This window comes from Oceanicola sp. 502str15 (genome assembly GCF_024105635.1).
Taxonomy (GTDB): Bacteria; Pseudomonadota; Alphaproteobacteria; order Rhodobacterales; family Rhodobacteraceae; genus Vannielia.
On the sequence record NZ_WYDQ01000001.1, the window covers coordinates 1,315,846 to 1,331,791 of the forward strand.

The 15,946-nt window shown below is 67.4% G+C and carries 13 protein-coding genes; 3 read left to right on the forward strand and 10 right to left on the reverse strand.

Features of this window, described 5'->3' with window-relative positions; translation table 11 throughout:
- Window positions 1–22: 22 nt before the first annotated feature.
- The 10 genes from GTH22_RS06275 to purC all read right to left on the reverse strand — a co-directional run bounded on the left by GTH22_RS06275 (window position 23) and on the right by purC (window position 12,014).
- Window positions 23–1,186: an RsmB/NOP family class I SAM-dependent RNA methyltransferase gene (locus tag GTH22_RS06275; RefSeq protein WP_252943985.1), complete on the reverse strand. Its 1,164-nt coding sequence runs from the start codon at window positions 1,184–1,186 to the stop codon at window positions 23–25.
- Window positions 1,187–1,216: 30 nt separating this feature from the next.
- A complete protein-coding gene (guaB, locus tag GTH22_RS06280) occupies window positions 1,217–2,665 on the reverse strand; it encodes an IMP dehydrogenase (RefSeq protein WP_252943986.1) in 1,449 nt (482 codons plus the stop codon).
- Window positions 2,666–2,772: 107 nt separating this feature from the next.
- A complete protein-coding gene (locus tag GTH22_RS06285) occupies window positions 2,773–3,513 on the reverse strand; it encodes a hypothetical protein (protein ID WP_252943988.1) in 741 nt (246 codons plus the stop codon).
- 256 nt (window positions 3,514–3,769) lie between these two features.
- Window positions 3,770–5,104 (reverse strand): sigma-54 dependent transcriptional regulator, encoded by a 1,335-nt coding sequence (locus GTH22_RS06290; protein ID WP_252943990.1) that lies wholly within the window; start codon window positions 5,102–5,104, stop codon window positions 3,770–3,772.
- Between the two features lie 21 nt (window positions 5,105–5,125).
- A complete protein-coding gene (locus tag GTH22_RS06295) occupies window positions 5,126–6,877 on the reverse strand; it encodes an ATP-binding protein (RefSeq protein WP_252943992.1) in 1,752 nt (583 codons plus the stop codon).
- A 107-nt stretch (window positions 6,878–6,984) separates the two neighbouring features.
- A complete protein-coding gene (gene purQ, locus GTH22_RS06300) occupies window positions 6,985–7,653 on the reverse strand; it encodes a phosphoribosylformylglycinamidine synthase subunit PurQ (protein ID WP_252943994.1) in 669 nt (222 codons plus the stop codon).
- A 55-nt stretch (window positions 7,654–7,708) separates the two neighbouring features.
- Entirely contained in the window at window positions 7,709–10,306 is a 2,598-nt protein-coding gene (locus tag GTH22_RS06305) for a CHAT domain-containing protein (protein WP_252943995.1), read from the reverse strand.
- 71 nt (window positions 10,307–10,377) lie between these two features.
- Window positions 10,378–10,884 carry a DUF3592 domain-containing protein gene (locus tag GTH22_RS06310; protein ID WP_252943997.1) on the reverse strand — a complete coding sequence of 169 codons (507 nt, stop codon included), beginning with the start codon at window positions 10,882–10,884 and terminating at the stop codon, window positions 10,378–10,380.
- 106 nt (window positions 10,885–10,990) lie between these two features.
- Complete coding sequence (gene purS, locus GTH22_RS06315) at window positions 10,991–11,218, reverse strand: phosphoribosylformylglycinamidine synthase subunit PurS (protein WP_252943999.1); 228 nt, start codon at window positions 11,216–11,218, stop codon at window positions 10,991–10,993.
- A 31-nt stretch (window positions 11,219–11,249) separates the two neighbouring features.
- Window positions 11,250–12,014 carry a phosphoribosylaminoimidazolesuccinocarboxamide synthase gene (gene purC, locus GTH22_RS06320; RefSeq protein ID WP_252944001.1) on the reverse strand — a complete coding sequence of 255 codons (765 nt, stop codon included), beginning with the start codon at window positions 12,012–12,014 and terminating at the stop codon, window positions 11,250–11,252.
- A 184-nt stretch (window positions 12,015–12,198) separates the two neighbouring features.
- Between purC and GTH22_RS06325 the strand changes: the two genes are divergently transcribed.
- From GTH22_RS06325 to GTH22_RS06335, 3 genes are all read left to right on the forward strand, one after another.
- Window positions 12,199–13,209 (forward strand): hypothetical protein, encoded by a 1,011-nt coding sequence (locus GTH22_RS06325; RefSeq protein ID WP_252944003.1) that lies wholly within the window; start codon window positions 12,199–12,201, stop codon window positions 13,207–13,209.
- A 110-nt stretch (window positions 13,210–13,319) separates the two neighbouring features.
- Window positions 13,320–13,634: a DUF1476 domain-containing protein gene (locus GTH22_RS06330; RefSeq protein WP_252944004.1), complete on the forward strand. Its 315-nt coding sequence runs from the start codon at window positions 13,320–13,322 to the stop codon at window positions 13,632–13,634.
- Window positions 13,635–13,762: 128 nt separating this feature from the next.
- Window positions 13,763–15,847 (forward strand): bifunctional lysylphosphatidylglycerol flippase/synthetase MprF, encoded by a 2,085-nt coding sequence (locus tag GTH22_RS06335; protein WP_252944006.1) that lies wholly within the window; start codon window positions 13,763–13,765, stop codon window positions 15,845–15,847.
- Window positions 15,848–15,946: the final 99 nt, after the last annotated feature.

The window sequence follows — 15,946 nt, forward strand, 5'->3', positions numbered from 1 at the left end:
TCTTCTGTGCATTCCTCCTACGTCAACTCTCTTCGGGAGGTCGCATTACGGCAAGGAAAAAACCGTCTCCGCCATCGAGCGGGGTCAGCCGCAGCGAGCTTTCCCGGGTCCAGCCGGGATGGCGGGACAGGAAGGCCGCAATCTGTGCATCGTTCTCGGCGTCCAGCAGGGAGCAGGTCATATAGGCCAGCTGCCCGCCGGGGCTGACATGGGCCACCAGCGTGTCGAGGATCCGCGCCTGTGTGGCCAGCAGGGCCTCGAGGCCAGCGCGGTCCAGCCGCCACTTGGCCTCCGGCTGTCGCCGCCAGGCACCCGAGCCCGAACAGGGCACATCGGCGACGACCAACTCGTAGGGCCCCTCCGGAGCCTCAATCGGGGCAATCCGGACCCCGGCACGGGTTGTACGAGCAGGCAGATCGTTCATCCGCAGAGGGTGGGCGTCATGCGCCACATAGGTGAGGTGCGGCGCGCGACAGGCCAGCGCAAGGCTCTTGCCGCCACCGCCCGCGCAGTAATCAAGCACACGCCCCTCCGCAGGCAGCGACAGCGCCTCGCAGATCGCCTGCGACCCGGCATCCTGCAGTTCAACCAAGCCATCGGCGAAGGCCTGGGAGTTGCGGATGCGGCGGGCGCCATCGGTCACACGCAGGGCGGTTGTCGCGAGTGGAAAGGGCTCGGCCGAAATGCCCTCAATCCCCAGTGCAGCACAGGCCGCCTCGGGGGTGGACGCCAAAGCATTGACCCTCAGGAACACATCAGCTCTGGCCTGCATCGCCTTGAGAACGGGTGCAAAATCGTCGCCCAGCGACGACTTCAGATCGTCCGCAAGCCAGTCCGGGCAGTCCAGCGCCTGCACACCCTCAGGCACCTCACCGGCAGCGGCTTCTGCCTCTGTCAGCACCGCAGGGGCATGGCCCACACCCGAGAACATCTCAGCCGAGTCGCGCCCCTGAGCGCGCAGCATCCCAAGCATCAGCGCCCGGCCACTCTCGCCGCCCCCCCGGGCCGAGAAGCTGCGGTGGCAGCGCAGGGCATCAAACACATGGTCGCGGATTGCCGCCCGGTCCCCGGACCCAGCAAAGCGATTGGACCGGCCCCAACGGCTCAGGGCCTGCTCAGCGGCGAGCCCTCCGGCGATGGCATCAAGCACCTGGGCGGCAGCGGCAATGCGGGCGGCGGGAGTCATGTGTTACCTCAAGTCAGGCCCGTAACCGCCTCAGCCTACGCGGTAATTCGGGCTTTCACGGGTGATCTGCACGTCGTGCACATGGCTCTCTTTCAAGCCGGCGCCGGTGATCTTCACGAATGTGCAGTTCTTGCGCATCTCCTCGACGGTCGCGCAGCCGGTGTAACCCATGGCCGCTCTCAAGCCGCCGACGAGCTGGTGGATCACGGCGGTCGCCGAGCCCTTGTAGGGCACCTGCCCCTCGATGCCTTCGGGCACGAGCTTGTCGCTCGCCGCATCCTTCTGGAAGTAGCGATCGGCAGAACCGCGCGCCATCGCACCAAGCGAACCCATGCCGCGGTAGGCCTTGAACGAGCGGCCCTGCCACAGGATCACCTCGCCCGGGCTTTCATCCGTGCCAGCGATCATCGAACCAACCATGGCACAGGACGCGCCTGCCGCGATGGCCTTGGCAAAATCGCCGGAAAACTTGATGCCACCGTCCGCGATCACCGGCACATCCCCTGCGGCCTTGGCACAGTCCATGATGGCGGTGAGCTGGGGCACGCCGACGCCTGCGACCATGCGGGTGGTGCAGATCGAGCCGGGCCCGATACCGACTTTCACCGCATCCGCGCCCGCGTCGATCAGGGCACGGGTTGCCTCGCCCGTGGCGACGTTGCCCGCAATCACCTGCACCTCATTGGAGAGGGTCTTGGCCCGCCTCACGGCGGCGATCACCCCTTCCGAATGGCCATGGGCGGTGTCGATCACCACGATGTCCACGCCCGCGTCGATCAGGGCTTCCGTGCGCTCGAAGCCCGAGTCCCCCACCGAGGTGGCCGCTGCCACCCGCAGGCGGCCAAGGCTGTCCTTGCAGGCCGTCGGGTTGAGCACCGACTGCTCGGTGTCCTTCAGCGTCAGCAGGCCGGTGAGCTTGCCGGTCGCATCCGTCACCAGCAGCTTCTCGATCCGCCGCGCCTTCATCAGCGATATCGCCTCTTCCCGATCGGCCGGCTCCTTCAGGATCGCAAGATCCTTCGAGGTCATCATCACCTTCACCGGTGTCTCGTCGGAGGTGGCGAAGCGCATGTCGCGGTTGGTGACGATGCCCACCACGCGATGGGCCTCGTCGACAACCGGGAAGCCGGTGAAATTGTATCGCTCAATCAGGGCCTTGGCATCGGCCAGGGTCTGATCGGGCGTGAGGGTGACGGGGCTGTAGACGATCCCGCTTTCAAAGCGTTTGACCCGGCGCACCTCACGGGCCTGTGCCTCGACATCGAGGTTCTTGTGGATCACCCCGATCCCGCCCGCCTGCGCCATGGTGATGGCCATGCGCCCTTCGGTCACCGTGTCCATCGCCGAGCTGAGAAGCGGGATGTTCATGGTGATCGAGCGCGTCACCTTCGTCGCCGTGATGGCGGTCGAAGGGAGCACCCGGCTTTCGGCGGGAACAAGCAAAACATCATCGAAGGTCAGTGCCTCGCGAATCTCCATCACGGCTCTCCTTGTGAGGGTTCGGTTGGCGCTTCCCTATTTCATGGATGCTGCAAAAGCGAAAGACCTATTGTGGCCTCCGCCTGCCCTGCCCCCGCATTTGGTGGTCATGGCGTGCTGGCGCGGGCTGCGAGATCGCGCAGGATGTCTTCCGGCGAAGGCCGCGCCACGGTGTCGGTGACAAAGCCCCACGAAAACAGCCGCTCCGCCTCGTACTGACGATTGACCCGCAGGTAGAGCGGCTTCAGCTCCGCGGGCCGGATGATGCCGGTTGGCGGCAGTTCCACCAGCATGTGCAGGCCCTTCAGGTCGTCCGGCACGGGCGACGGATACCAGGCCGGCGCCTCGAAGGGCGCGCCCTCCCACCAGAAGGCGGGCAGCGACAGGAAGGCATATCTGAACCTGCCCCGCTCGGCGCGGTCGGGCGTGGGGGCGTTGAGGTTGGCGCGCGCGGTCAGCTCGCCCCTGTGGTCGATGAGCACAGGATGGATGCTGGCAGTTTCGGCCTCTGTCACGAAGGGCAGCGCGGCAAAGTCGCAGGGGCGGCAGGTGATGCCCATATGGTTGTGATCTTCGAGGTGGATGAGCGGCCCGGGCTCCAGCACCAACCGGGCGGGCTGCGGCTCGGCGGCGGTGAGCGCAGCGTTGGTCCGGGCGCTTTCGATGCGCTGGAGCACGGGCGAAACGCAGCTTGCCGCCAGCGCGAGCGCCACCCCCGCAAGCCAACCCCACCAGCGCCGGCCGTTCACCAGCCAGATCGCCGCGCCAGCCACCCCGGCGACACCGAGGGTCAGCAGGAAGGCCGCAATGTAGGGCAGCGCCAATGCAAGGAAGAAGAAGATTGCCATGGTCAGCCCGCTACAGCGATTGCGGCGGGCAGATCGGGCGCTGTCGAGCGCCGATAAAACAGATCATCGCCCAGAGCGCCGATCAGAAGAGGACACCGGATCAACCCCAGCGCAAGGCGCCGCCCGCGCCCGACCTCACCAACCGCTGGCCAGAAAATTCCCTGTCCGCCCATACACTTCCCTGCCGGATAACTCCTCGGCGGAACAATGGCTCAAGGGCGGGCGGGCCGCAAGCGAGCGGCCTGCTCCAAAGGGCTCAGCCCAGGTAGTCGGAGCGTTGCAGCCCGTATTTCGCCATCTTCTCGTTGAGTGTGCGGCGGGGCAGGCAAAGCTCGTCCATGACGTTGACGATGGAGCCCTTGTGGCGGCGCATCGTGTTGTCGATCAGCATGCGCTCGAACGCCTCAACGTATTCCTTGAGCGGCTTGCCTTCGGTGGTCATCACCGGCTGCACCTCGCCCTCGTCGTTCATCAGAAGCGAAGCGATTGTGCCCGAGCCGCGACGGGCCTGAAGCACGGCGCGCTCTGCGATGTTGATGAGCTGGCGCACGTTGCCCTGCCATGGCGCCTGCAGCAGCTGTGCCGCTTCCTGCGCCGAAACCGCCGGGGCCTCGCAGCCATATTCCTCGGCAAAGCTCTCCGAGAGGCGGGTGAACAGCATCAGGATGTCCTCGCCGCGCTGGCGCAGCGGCGGCAGCGTGATCTTCATGGCCGCCAGCCGGTAGTAGAGATCGGGGCGCAGCATGTCTTCCGAGGTCTTGCCCTGCTCCTGCAGGTTGCTCACGGCGACAATGCGGGTTTCCGCCGGGGTGCCTTGATCGTTGATGAACTGCAAGAGCCGTGCCTGCAGCGCCGGGCTGAGTGCCTCGATGTCCTCAAGGCAAAGCGTGCCGCCCCGGGCCTGCTCCACCAGCGGCAGGCGGCCGGTCTCGGAATTGCCCTCGAAGAGCTGCGCGGCCAGTTCCTCTTCGTCGAAGGCGGCGCAGGAGAGGATCACGAACTCCTTGGAGGCGCGGCTGCCCACGGCATGAAGCGCATGGGCGGCCAGCGTCTTGCCCGTGCCGGTCTCGCCGTCGATTAGCACATGGCCGTCGGCCTGGCCGAGATCCAGAATATCCTCGCGCAGCCGCTCCATCACCGGGGAGGCGCCGATCAGCTTCTTCATGATCGTGGTGCCACCGCTCAATTCGCGGCGCAGGGCGCGGGCATCAAGGCTCATCCGGCGGCGCTGGGTGGCGCGCTTGGCGAGCTGGGTCATCCGGTCGGGGTTGAAGGGCTTTTCTAGGAAGTCGAAGGCCCCCACCCGCATCGCCTCCACCGCCATTGGCACATCGCCATGGCCGGTGATCATGATGACCGGCAACGCGGAGTCCTGCGCCATCAGCTTTTTCAGCAGGGCCATACCGTCCATACCGGGCATCCGGATGTCGGAGACCACGGCGCCCGGAAAGTCGGGGCCGATGCCCTTCAGCGCCTCTTCGGCGGAAGGGTAGGTTTCAGTTTCAAAACCGGAGAGCGCCAGCCATTGGCTGATCGATTGGCGCATGTCCTGTTCGTCGTCGATGATCGCGATTTTCATAGCCTGAGCCATCTTGTTCCTAGGGTCCCTGCTCTATTCCGCCGCCGTGGCGCTGTCTTGGCGGAGGATCGGCAGTTGCAGTTCAAAAACTGCGCCACCCGCCCTTCCGTTCCGCGCCGTGAGACGTCCGCCCAACTCGTTGATGATCCCCGAGGAGATGGCAAGCCCCAGACCGACACCATCTCCGGGGGCCTTGGTGGTGTAGAAGGGCTCGAAAAGATGGTCGAGATCCTCGATCCCGTGACCATTGTCGCGCAGCGTCAAGGTGGCGGTGTCACCGGTGGCGAGGATCAGCTCCAACGCCGGCTCCGCCACGTCTCGGGTGGCGTCCAGCGCGTTGCGGAAGAGGTTCACCAGCACCTGCTCCACGCGCAGCCGATCGGCCCGGATGATCACCGGTTCCGAGGTCAGACTGCGGGTGATCGACACATGCCGCGAGCGCAGCTGCGGCTCCATCATCGAAAGGGCCGCACTCACCGCGTCCCTTAGATCAAAGGGCTCGAAGGCCACGTCGCCCTTCCGGGCATAGCTCTTGAGCTGCCGGGTGATCGCCCCCATCCGGCCGATCAGATCGTCGATGCGCTGGAACGACGAAAGTGCCTCCGCGGGGCGCTTGCGCTCCAGCAGCAGGCGGGCCCCGGCGAGGTAGGTGCGCATGGCCGCGAGCGGTTGGTTCAGCTCGTGGGAAACCGCCGCCGACATCTCGCCCAGAGCGGCCAGCTTGGAGCTCTGCGCAAGGGTCTGTTCGGCCACCTCGAGGCTCCGTTCCGCCTTCTCGCGCTCGGCGATTTCCCGCTGCAGCCGAAGGTTCAACTGGCGAAGTTCTGCCGACTCCCGAAGCGCCACCCGACGCTCCGATCTGGCCTTGCGCGACAGCCACCAAAAGGAGCCTGCCAGCAGCAGGGCAAAGCCCATGATCTCCAGCGCCAGCACCCCGTTCACCCGCTCGCGCACCGGGCTGTAGGCGGTGAAGGAGGTCATCCGCCAGCCCTGGAACGGAATGCGACCGTCGGTGCGCATCACCGCCTCCCCGAAGAGGTAGGCATCGGGCGGGATGAAGCTCCAGTCGGAGGTGGCATCGATCGCGCGCTGGATGGCCGAAGGCGCCTCCTGCTCGGCCAGCGCCTCGTTCAGCGGATGGCCGCGCCAGCGCGGTTCGGTCGACAGGATCACCCGCCCGGTGCTGTCCGTCACCAGCACCGCATCGGAAATCCCCGACCACTGCCGCTCGAACTTGCCGAGGTCGACCTCGACCACGATCACCCCGATGCCCTTGTTGTCATGCCGGATCAGCCGCGAGTAGGCGAACTCCATGGCGTTGTTTTCCTGCAGGTGCAGGGTGAACACGGTGCTGTCGGCGCGCTGCGCCTCGACAAAGTAGGGCGCGGCGCGGTGGTTGGAGCCCAGCAGGTTGCGGTCGGTCGAGGCCACGGCCCGGCCCGTCGTGTCGAGCATCAGGATCGACTTGGCCCCGATCTCGTCGCGCAATTCGATCAGCCGCTGCGATGTGGTCAGAAAGTCGGCGCTGTTGAGCGCCCCGATCAGGGAGGGGTCGCGCGAGAGCAGCAGGGGCACGACCTGCGCACGCTGCAACTCCGAGATGATGTTGCCGGCATAGAGCGCCTGTCGCAGCTCCGACTGGTTTCGCGTGGTCTCTGTGAAGCGTTGGGTCAGGTAATGGTTGGTCAGCCACACCGTCACCCCTGCGAGGGCAAGGATGAACACCCAGCCGAGCCGCATGATTTTGCGGCGCAGGCTGCGCGAGGGCTTGGCGGGCTCTTTCATGTCACAACTCTACGGCGCGACGCGGCTTTGGGGAAGATGCAGGCGCGGCGGGTGCCGCGAAGGTGAGAGACAGGCCCGTTGCCCCGTGGGGCGCCCGGGCCCGGCCCTCAGGCCGACACCATCGCCTCGGCGAGCCCGGCAAACATCGCCGTCCCGTCGGTGCCCCCGTGAGAGGCATCCACCGCCCGCTCCGGGTGGGGCATCATCCCCAGCACCCTGCGGTTTTCCGAGAGCACCCCGGCAATGTCCGCCGTGGAGCCATTGGGGTTGTCGGTGTAGCGGAAGGCCACGCGGCCCTCGCTCTCCAGCGCCGCAAGGCCCTCCGGGTCGATGGTGTAGTTGCCGTCGTGATGCGCCACCGGAATCACCAGCTCGTCGCCCTGTGCATATCCGGCGGTAAAGGGGCTGTCGGGGGTCGCCACCGCCAGGCCCACGTTGCGGCAGACAAACTTCAGCCCGCCATTGCGCATCAGCACGCCCGGCAAAAGCCCGGTCTCGCAGAGCACCTGAAACCCGTTACAGATGCCCAGAACAAAGCCGCCCGCCTCGGCATGGGCCACCACCGAGCGGCAGATCGGGGAATTGGCCGCAATCGCGCCGCAGCGCAGATAGTCGCCGAAGGAAAAGCCACCCGGAATGCCCACAACGTCGATGCCGCCCGGCAATGCCGTGTCCTTGTGCCAGACCCGCGTAACCTCGAAACCGGCCTGCTCGAAGGCCACCGCAAGGTCGCGGTCGCAGTTGGAGCCGGGAAAGGTGATGACGGCGGCTTTCATGGGCGATTCCTCTGTGCTCGGGGGCGCTTTGGCTCCCCTTAGCCCGGATCGCGGCTCAAAGCCAGTTGCCCATGAGCACGAAGGCCGACCAGAAGTAGGGATGGGCGAAATCGCTCACCGCCCCTGCCCCGCCGCCCGCTTTGAGGGCGGTGGCCGCGCGGTTGCCGCCCGCTGCCGGGCTTTCTCCGGACGTTCCGCCGTGCAGCATGGCCACCTGCGCCCGCCGCAGTGCCTCTGCCTTGTCTTCGCCGCGCTGGTAGAGCCCGGCGTAGAAGTCGCGCATCAGCACCGGCGTGGCCGCGTCGGCCACCGGCCAGAGCGAGGCCAGCACCGCGCTCGCGCCCCCCATCAGGGCTGCCGCGCCGAAGCCGTCGATTTCCGAGCCATCCCCGCCGCGCGCCGTCTGGCAGGCCGACAGCGTCAGCAGGTCGACCCCGGTAAAGCGGAACTTCGAGCTGCGCAGCTCGGAGAGCGGCAGATGCGAGCCGTCGCCCATGAGCAGAAAGCTGTCGTCCTCCTGCCCGGGGCGCAGCGCGAAATGCGAGGCGATGTGCAACAGCTCGGGCGGGTTGCGCAGCGTGCGTCGCAGGGCGCGGGCATCAAAGGCACCATCCAGCAGCGCCTCACCCGCCAGCAGCCCCTGTCCGTCCGCGGCGGTGAACAGCGTTTCAAGCTCCGAGGCCACGCCCGGCAGCGCCGAAAACCCTTCATGCGCCTCCGTCACTCCGAAGCCTGCGGCACTCTCCGCCTTGCGCTCGGGCCGCTGAAACTGGGTCTGCACCGCGGCAACGTAGAGCGCAAAGGCGTAGTCTTCGACAAGGTAGCCGTTGCCGTCATGCAGCGCCGCGAAGGGCACGTAGCGCAGCACCCCGTCGGCGTTCACCATCACCACCTCGGTCCCGGCGGTTTCCAGCGCCGGGCGGATCGGCGCGAACAGCACCTCGTAGAGGGCGTGAAGTTTCGCCTCGGCCTCCGGACTACGGGCCTCGATAGCCTGAAGCGCGTCGAAGACCATGCGGTTCATCTCCTCGCGCGGCACCACGACCTGCTCGTGCACCGTCGCCCCCGGCAGGGTCAGGAACAGATGGGTCGCTTCATCCAGCATCGCCAGTTGCAGGATCGCGGAGGGCCGGTCGCGGGCCGTCAGGATCGCCTGATAGGCTCCTGTTGCATCGAAGCGCGCGTCAAAGCCCTCGCGCCGCTCCTCCTCCACATCCGCCAGAAAGGCCTCGACCTCCAGCTCGAAGGCGGCGCTGGCCTCGGCCATGGCATCCTCGAGCAGGAAGAGCTGGTCTTCCTCCTCCGCCGTGCCGCCACCTGCCTCGAGCCGCGCCGAAAGCGCCTGCCACGCCACATGCGCCTCCACCGGCCTCATCGCCAGTTCCGCCAGCTTCTCGGCATCGCTCTTCTCGGTGTCGGTCAGCACGGCCACGGTGTCGCGCAGATCGGCCTCGCCGTCGCGCTGCAGGAACTCGAAGGCCTCCTGCTCCTTTTCCATGTTCAGCACCGCCTGCGCTTCCGAAAACCGCCCCTCGGCAATCATCAGATCGGCGAGGTCGCGGTAGAGCCGGCTCCACTCCTCCCGCAGCCCCTCGGTGTGCTCCTCCGGCAGGGCCTGGTTCAGGGCGCGGATCTCCTGCTGCGCGTTCACCGCCATCTTGCCGAACAGGATCGCCCGCTCGCGCTGGCCCCGCTTGGCGAAGATGTTGCGCATCAGCTCGAAGGTCCAGCGCTGGTTGTTCAGCGAAGAACGCGGGTTGGACGCGATATAGGGAAGGATCTCGACCGCGTAGCGCATTGCCTCTTCCTCGCGCCCCATGTCGAAGGCAATCAGCCCGAGGTTGATGCGCACCACAGAAGGAGCGTAGCTGTGCGCGCCCCAGTACCGGTCGAGCAGAGGCAGCGCCCGCAACGACCAATCCCGCGCTGGCTCCAGTTCCTTGAGATACCAGTAAGACGCCCCGATGTTGGAAATGATCGCCGCTGCCGAGGCCCCCTCCGGCCCCTCCAGCCGCTCGTAGATCTCCAGTGCATCCTCGTTCACCCCGATCGACTCCCGGTGCCGCTTCAGCCCGTCGAGGGCATTGGCTTCCAGCATCAGCGTGTTGGCCTGGTAGAACTCCATCATCGGTTCTTCGGCGACGAAGACCTTGTAGACCTGTCGCGCCAGCCCGGCATATTCGATCGCCTCCTCGTAGCGCGACAGCTCGTTGAGCGTCATCGCCGCATTCTCGAGGCACAGGCCGAGCGTCAGATTGGCTTCGCGCTCCTGCCAGCGTTCTCCCAGCAGCTCGAGGCATCGGCTGACCCAGCCGAGCGCCTGCGTGTGTTCGGTCAGCTGCGCATTGATGGTGATGAGCACGTTCGCAGCCATCGCCGCGTAATAGGCCCCCGTCGGATCATCGTGGTCGTAGCCGGCAAATGCCGCCTCCAGATACCCGATGATCTGGCGCCGCTCCGCATCGGTCAGGGTGTTCTCCGACAAGAGCGGCAGGATGTAGTTATAGGCCGCCGTCGGCTCGCCGCTGCGGGCGGTTTCATAGAACTCCTGCGCGGCACCGGGGATATGCGGGTAGTCGAACGCAGCCTCCTGAGCCCGCACCGGAAGGGCAAGCAGCAGGAGAGGCAGAAAGATGGCCGTCAGCAGCCGCATGGCGTCTTCCCGGTTTCGGACCGACGGCAGGGTATGCCAGCGCGGCGGCAGCGCAAAGTGACAAATCGAGTCTAGTTCCGCGCGCCCGGATGCACCGGGGCGCGGGCGCGCCAGCGCAGCAGGACAAGCGAGAGGATCAGCGCAGGCAGCGCCGTGGCAAGCCCCAGCGCCGCGAGTGCGCCGGGCAGGATCCAGTGCCACGGACCGGGCAGGTAAACATCGCCGTTGGTGTCGGGATCGTAGAGAATGGTCTTCCGGCTGCCGACCGGAAAATTCCACTCCGAATGCGACATGCCCGCCGAGGCCGTCACCTCGCGGCCATCGCCGCGGGTGTAGCGGAAGCTCGGGGCATAGTTGGTCACCTCCCCCTCCAGCGGGCTCCAGCCCTCGTATTCGCGCAGCTCCACCACCTCGCCGACGGCCTCCACCTTGCCCCATGGCGCGGTGAGAGCCTGAAGCGCGGTCAGCGCGGCAGCGCCCAGAAACAGCACAGGCACCACCCAGATCAGCGTCCAGGCCCGCCAGCTTATCTCGCGGTGGCCGTCATGGCGGGTTCGGATGAAATAGGCATCGGACATGCACCGATACTGGCGGCCCTTGCCGCAGCGGTCCAGCCCCGGATGCACATAGGAGGGCCAGACACCCTCGCCGCAGCCGCCCGGAGGGCGGCGCGCGGTGGGGGCATCACATGTGGATCGCGTAGCTCTCGATCACCGTGTTGGCGAGCAGCTTCTCGCACATCGCCTTCACATCGGCCTCGGTGCTGCCCTCGGCCAGCTCCAGCTCGATCACCTTGCCCTGCCGCACGCCCTCGACGCCCGAAAACCCCAGCGCCCCCAACGCCGATTTCACCGCCTCGCCCTGCGGGTCGAGCACGCCGGTCTTGAGCATCACGTCAACGCGAACCTTCATCGGGCAGGCTCCCTCTCTTTTCGATCTCTGTTCAGTTAATCAGCGTCGGCTTGCCCATCGGGGCGGGGCCATTGGTGGGTAAAACGCCAAGGCGGCGGGCCACTTCGGTATAGGCATCCGTGAGGTTGCCCAGATCGCGGCGGAACACGTCCTTGTCGAGCTTCTGCCCGGTCTCGATGTCCCACAGGCGGCAGCTGTCGGGGCTGATCTCGTCGGCCACGATCAGCCGCATGAAATCATTCTCCCAGATCCGGCCCACTTCGATCTTGAAGTCGATGAGCTTGATCCCGACGCCGTACATCACGCCGCTGAGGTAGTCGTTCACCCGCAGAGCAAGCGCCACGATGTCATCGAGATCCTGCTGCGTCGCCCAGCCGAAAGCGATGATGTATTCCTCGGGCACCAGCGGATCGCCGAGCTTGTCGTCCTTGTAGGAAAACTCGATGATCGGACGGGGCAGCTGCGTGCCCTCTTCCAGCCCGAGGCGCTTGGACATGGAACCGGCGGCAAAGTTGCGCACGATCACTTCCAGCGGCACGATCTCGACCGAGCGGATCAGCTGCTCGCGCATGTTCAGCCGCTTCAGGAAGTGCGTCGGAACGCCGATGTTGTTGAGCCCCACCATGAAGAATTCGGAGAGCCGGTTGTTCAACACGCCCTTGCCGTCGATCGTCGCCTTCTTCTCGGCGTTGAAGGCGGTGGCATCATCCTTGAAATACTGCACGAGCGTGCCCGGCTCGGGGCCCTCGTAAAGAATTTTTGCCTTGCCTTCGTAGACGAGTTTGCGTCGTGCCATGAGGTCCATTCCAGATGCATCGGGCGCGGCACATGCGGGGCCGCGCGTCTTTAGCGGGCTATAGTGCAAGGGTGGCTCCGCCGCAAGCGGGGCAAGCCGCGCCCTGCCACGCCGGAGGGCTTGGCCCCGGAGGCGGAGGCGGCTAGGTTGGCCCTGCCGAAGCTTCAGGCATCCGGAGGGGGAGATGACGGAAGATTTCGCAGTATTGGATTTTGCGCTCGTCGGGGCCGCACCGCTGGCGGTTGCCCGGGCACTTGCCACGGCTGAAGCGCAGGGCCGTCCTGACGAGGCCTCCGCCCCCGGCCTGCTGTCGCGCCTTCTCGGTCGGGGCATGAAACCGGCTGCCACAGCGCAGCCGTCCCTTCTGGCCCAGCCTCCCGGAACCCTGACAGGCGGCGTTCTGGCCCGCGAGATGCTGGATGACATGGGCTTTGGCGGCACCGACCACGAGGCCCGCCTCTCCGCCCCGCTCGGCGACGACGGCCTCACCCTCATCGAGTTCCGCGAGCGCACCGATGGCGCGCCCTCGCCCCGGCTCACCGCCCTCAGCCAAGCCCTTCCGGGCGTCGAAATCCTCGGCTTCCGCCTCACGGGCACCACCCATCCCGGCGGCGAATTCGGCTTCGCCGTCTATCTCGGCGGCACCGTCGTGCGCGTGTTGCGGGCCCATTGCCCTTCCGAAGCCGACGACTGGCAGCACACCGACACCGGCCCCGCACACCCGCTGGAGGCACAGGCCCCGCCCGAAAGCCCCGCGCCCGCCGACTTGATCTCGCCCGCCCGTCAGGCCGCCATCCTCGCCGCGCTCGGCATCGACGCCGACCAGCTCCTCGTCGATCGCAGCGCCCACAGCGAAGTCATCGAGCTTTCCACCCGCCCCGGCGGCCGCAACCCCGCCGACCTCGCCGATCCACAGCCCGCCTCCGAGGCCCCGCCCGCGCCGCACCTCACCGGCACCGAGGCGCTTTCCTGGGAGGACGAAGTCACCTCCCTCCTCGTCACCGCCGTCACCGACGCCCTGCCCGAAGACGACCAGGTGCCCTGGCTCGACGCCATGACCGAAGACCTCGAAGCCGGCGAAACCCGCGCCGCCCTCGACCGCGCCCGCGATCTCCTCGCCCGCGGCCATCGCCCGGCGGAAGAGCGCGAAGCCGCCGCCGACCGGCTTGCCATCCTCTTCGGGCTGGCCAGCTAGATCGCCGGGCGCCGCGCGGCATTCGCGCGCGCCAATAATCCCCGATCACGCCTTCCCATCGCCGCACCTGCCCCTTACATAGAGGCAACAGTTCCAATCGGGAGGCCCCCATGTCCAGTTTCGACGACCGCGAAAACGCCTTTGAAAACAAGTTCGCCCATGACGCCGAGATGCAATTCAAGGCGGAAGCCCGTCGCAACAAGCTGCTCGGTCTCTGGGCGGCGGGCCTGCTGAGCAAATCCGGCGATGACGCGCTCGACTATGCCAAGGAAGTGGTGAAGGCCGACTTCGAAGAAGCGGGCGACGAAGACGTGTATCGCAAGGTTGCAGGCGATCTCGGCGATCTGGCCGACGAGGCCACGATCCGCGCCCAGATGAAGGCACTGATGGCCGAGGCCAAGGCCCAGCTGATGCAGGAAAGCTGAGCTTTCCCCCTTACGACCCTCGCAAATGGCCGGCTCTGCCCGGCCATTTCTGTTTTTGGAGGGGCGGTTAAGCGATTGGTCACTCGCGGCTGATAGCCCTTGCGCAAGTCACCTCAGCAGGAGGCGCAATGGGCAAGGTATCACACGGGCTGCGTCGGGCCGCAGGCACGTTGAAACAGGCGGGGCTCGGCCGATTGGTGCTGCGTCAGGGCCTGCCTATCCTCGGCGTGCTCGCCCTTCTTCCCGTTCTGGCGGGCTGGTTGCAGGGGCTCGATCTTGCCGCCGGCTGGGCGCAACTCTCCGATTTGCCCGGCAACCGATGGGTCGGCGCCTTGTGCATGACCGCGGTCAGCTTCTGGGCACTCGGGCGCTATGACCAGGCCATTCACCGCTGGCTCGCGACCGGACAGAACGAGGATGCCGTGCAAGGCGCCGGTGTCACCGCAATCGCCGTCAGCCAGTCCACCGGCTTCGGGCTCATCATCGGGGCGCTGCTGCGCTGGCGCATGTTGCCGGGGCTCGGCCTTGCCCGAGCGCTCGGGGTCACGGCCGCCGTGGCGCTCTCGTTCCTCGCCGGCTGGGGGCTCTTCACCTCCCTCTGCCTGCTCGTACTGCCCTCCGCCTTCCCCTTCGCAGAGGTCGTGGGGCTCGCGGGGCTCTGCCTCGGCGGTTTCATCCTCGCGCTCTGCCTCTGGCCGCCCTACTGGGGCGGGCTGTCGCGCCTGCCGCGCCTGCCCTCGATCTGGCTCGCCACCCGCATCACCCTCTTCGCCGCGCTCGACTGTGCCGCCGCCGCGCTCGCCTTCTGGCTGCTGCTGCCGCCGGGAGCCGAGTTGGCCTACCTCACCCTGCTGCCCGCCTTCCTGCTCGCGCTCGGGGCAGGCATCATGGGGGGCACGCCGGGCGGGGCCGGCCCGTTCGAGGCAACCCTGCTGGTGCTGCTGGCGCAGGTCGACGGCGCGGCGCTCTCCTGTGCCATCCTCGGCTTCCGGCTGGTCTACTACGCGCTGCCTGCGGGCCTTGGGCTTCTGGCCGCGGCGGCAGGGCCGATGCGCGGCCTCGCCACCCTGCGCCAGGAGCGCAGGGAACGCGCCACCTGCCGCCCCACCTTCCACCGCGCCGGCAATCCGCCCTCGCCCGATCTGGGCTGGCACCTCGCCACCGCACGCCGGGCCGAGTCCGGGTTGATCCGGCAGGGCGAGCTGGGCTGGCTTCAGGCGCCCGATGCCAGCGGCGGCTGGGCTGCCGGCCCCACCGGATCCGCTCTCGTGGCCCTCGGGGCGCCCTTCGGCCCCTGGGGCGAGCGCCGCCACTGGCTTGCAGCCCTTCAGGCAGAGGCGAAGGCCCGCGGCCTCGCCCCGGTCATCTACAAGGCCGGTCCGCGCCTCGCCGCCACCGCCCGCCGCGCCGGGTTTCGCCTGCTGCCGGTGGCCGAAGAGGCGGTGCTGGAGCCGGCAACCTTCTCGATCGACAGTCCCGACCACCGCCAATTGCGACGCAAGCTGCGGCGCGCCGAAAAGGCCGGTATCGAGATCACTCGCGAGGTCGGTCCACCCAGCCCCGCTATCGCTACCGAAATGGCCGAGGTCTCCGCCGCCTGGGAAGCCAGTCGCGGCGGCGCAAGGGGCTTCTCGATGGGGCGCTTCTGCCCGGTCTACATCGGCCACCAGCACCGCTACGTCGCCCGTCACCAGGGCCGCATCCTCGGGTTCGCCACCTTTCATGTTTCGACCCGCGAATGGGTGCTCGACCTCATGCGCACCCGTCCCGATGACGGCGGGAGCAGCCAAGGCGCGCCCGACGGCACGATGCACGCTCTCGTTCTCCGCGCCATCGAAGACGCCGCCGCACGGGGATGCCGCCGGTTCTCCCTCGCCGCCGTGCCCCTGAGCGCCTCAACCGACGGCAACGCCGAGGGCGAAACCGCCGGGGAGCCCGCCCTCTTCACCCTCCTGCGCAGAAAGCTCGACACCGCCACGGGCGGCTCCGGCCTGCGCCAATTCAAGGCCTGTTTCGCCCCGCGCTGGGAACGGCTCTACCTCACCGCCCCCACCCGCCTCGCCCTCGCCTTCGCCGCCGTCGACATCGCCCGCCGCATCGCCCACCCCCGGCCCCTGCCCGCGCTTGGCCCCGAACATGCCGCGCCCGAGCAGCACGCACCGCGCCATCTGCCCGAGCGCCCCGACGCCGAGCCGCTGCGCCGCGCCTCCTGAGCCCCCCGCACCCGTCCCGACACTGCGCCATCGCGCTCCCGCGTCGCGGCAGCCTCATAACGTGATGCAGCATTCGGCGTTGCGCCCTGCCCCCGCCTG

Coding starts and splice junctions, on each gene's coding strand:
- GTH22_RS06275 (WP_252943985.1), bottom strand. CDS start 1,186: ATGACTCCCGCCGCCCGCATTGCCGCTGCCGCCCAGGTGCTTGATGCC.
- guaB (WP_252943986.1), bottom strand. CDS start 2,665: ATGGAGATTCGCGAGGCACTGACCTTCGATGATGTTTTGCTTGTTCCC.
- GTH22_RS06285 (WP_252943988.1), bottom strand. CDS start 3,513: ATGGCAATCTTCTTCTTCCTTGCATTGGCGCTGCCCTACATTGCGGCC.
- GTH22_RS06290 (WP_252943990.1), bottom strand. CDS start 5,104: ATGGCTCAGGCTATGAAAATCGCGATCATCGACGACGAACAGGACATG.
- GTH22_RS06295 (WP_252943992.1), bottom strand. CDS start 6,877: ATGAAAGAGCCCGCCAAGCCCTCGCGCAGCCTGCGCCGCAAAATCATG.
- purQ (WP_252943994.1), bottom strand. CDS start 7,653: ATGAAAGCCGCCGTCATCACCTTTCCCGGCTCCAACTGCGACCGCGAC.
- GTH22_RS06305 (WP_252943995.1), bottom strand. CDS start 10,306: ATGCGGCTGCTGACGGCCATCTTTCTGCCTCTCCTGCTGCTTGCCCTT.
- GTH22_RS06310 (WP_252943997.1), bottom strand. CDS start 10,884: ATGTCCGATGCCTATTTCATCCGAACCCGCCATGACGGCCACCGCGAG.
- purS (WP_252943999.1), bottom strand. CDS start 11,218: ATGAAGGTTCGCGTTGACGTGATGCTCAAGACCGGCGTGCTCGACCCG.
- purC (WP_252944001.1), bottom strand. CDS start 12,014: ATGGCACGACGCAAACTCGTCTACGAAGGCAAGGCAAAAATTCTTTAC.
- GTH22_RS06325 (WP_252944003.1), top strand. CDS start 12,199: ATGACGGAAGATTTCGCAGTATTGGATTTTGCGCTCGTCGGGGCCGCA.
- GTH22_RS06330 (WP_252944004.1), top strand. CDS start 13,320: ATGTCCAGTTTCGACGACCGCGAAAACGCCTTTGAAAACAAGTTCGCC.
- GTH22_RS06335 (WP_252944006.1), top strand. CDS start 13,763: ATGGGCAAGGTATCACACGGGCTGCGTCGGGCCGCAGGCACGTTGAAA.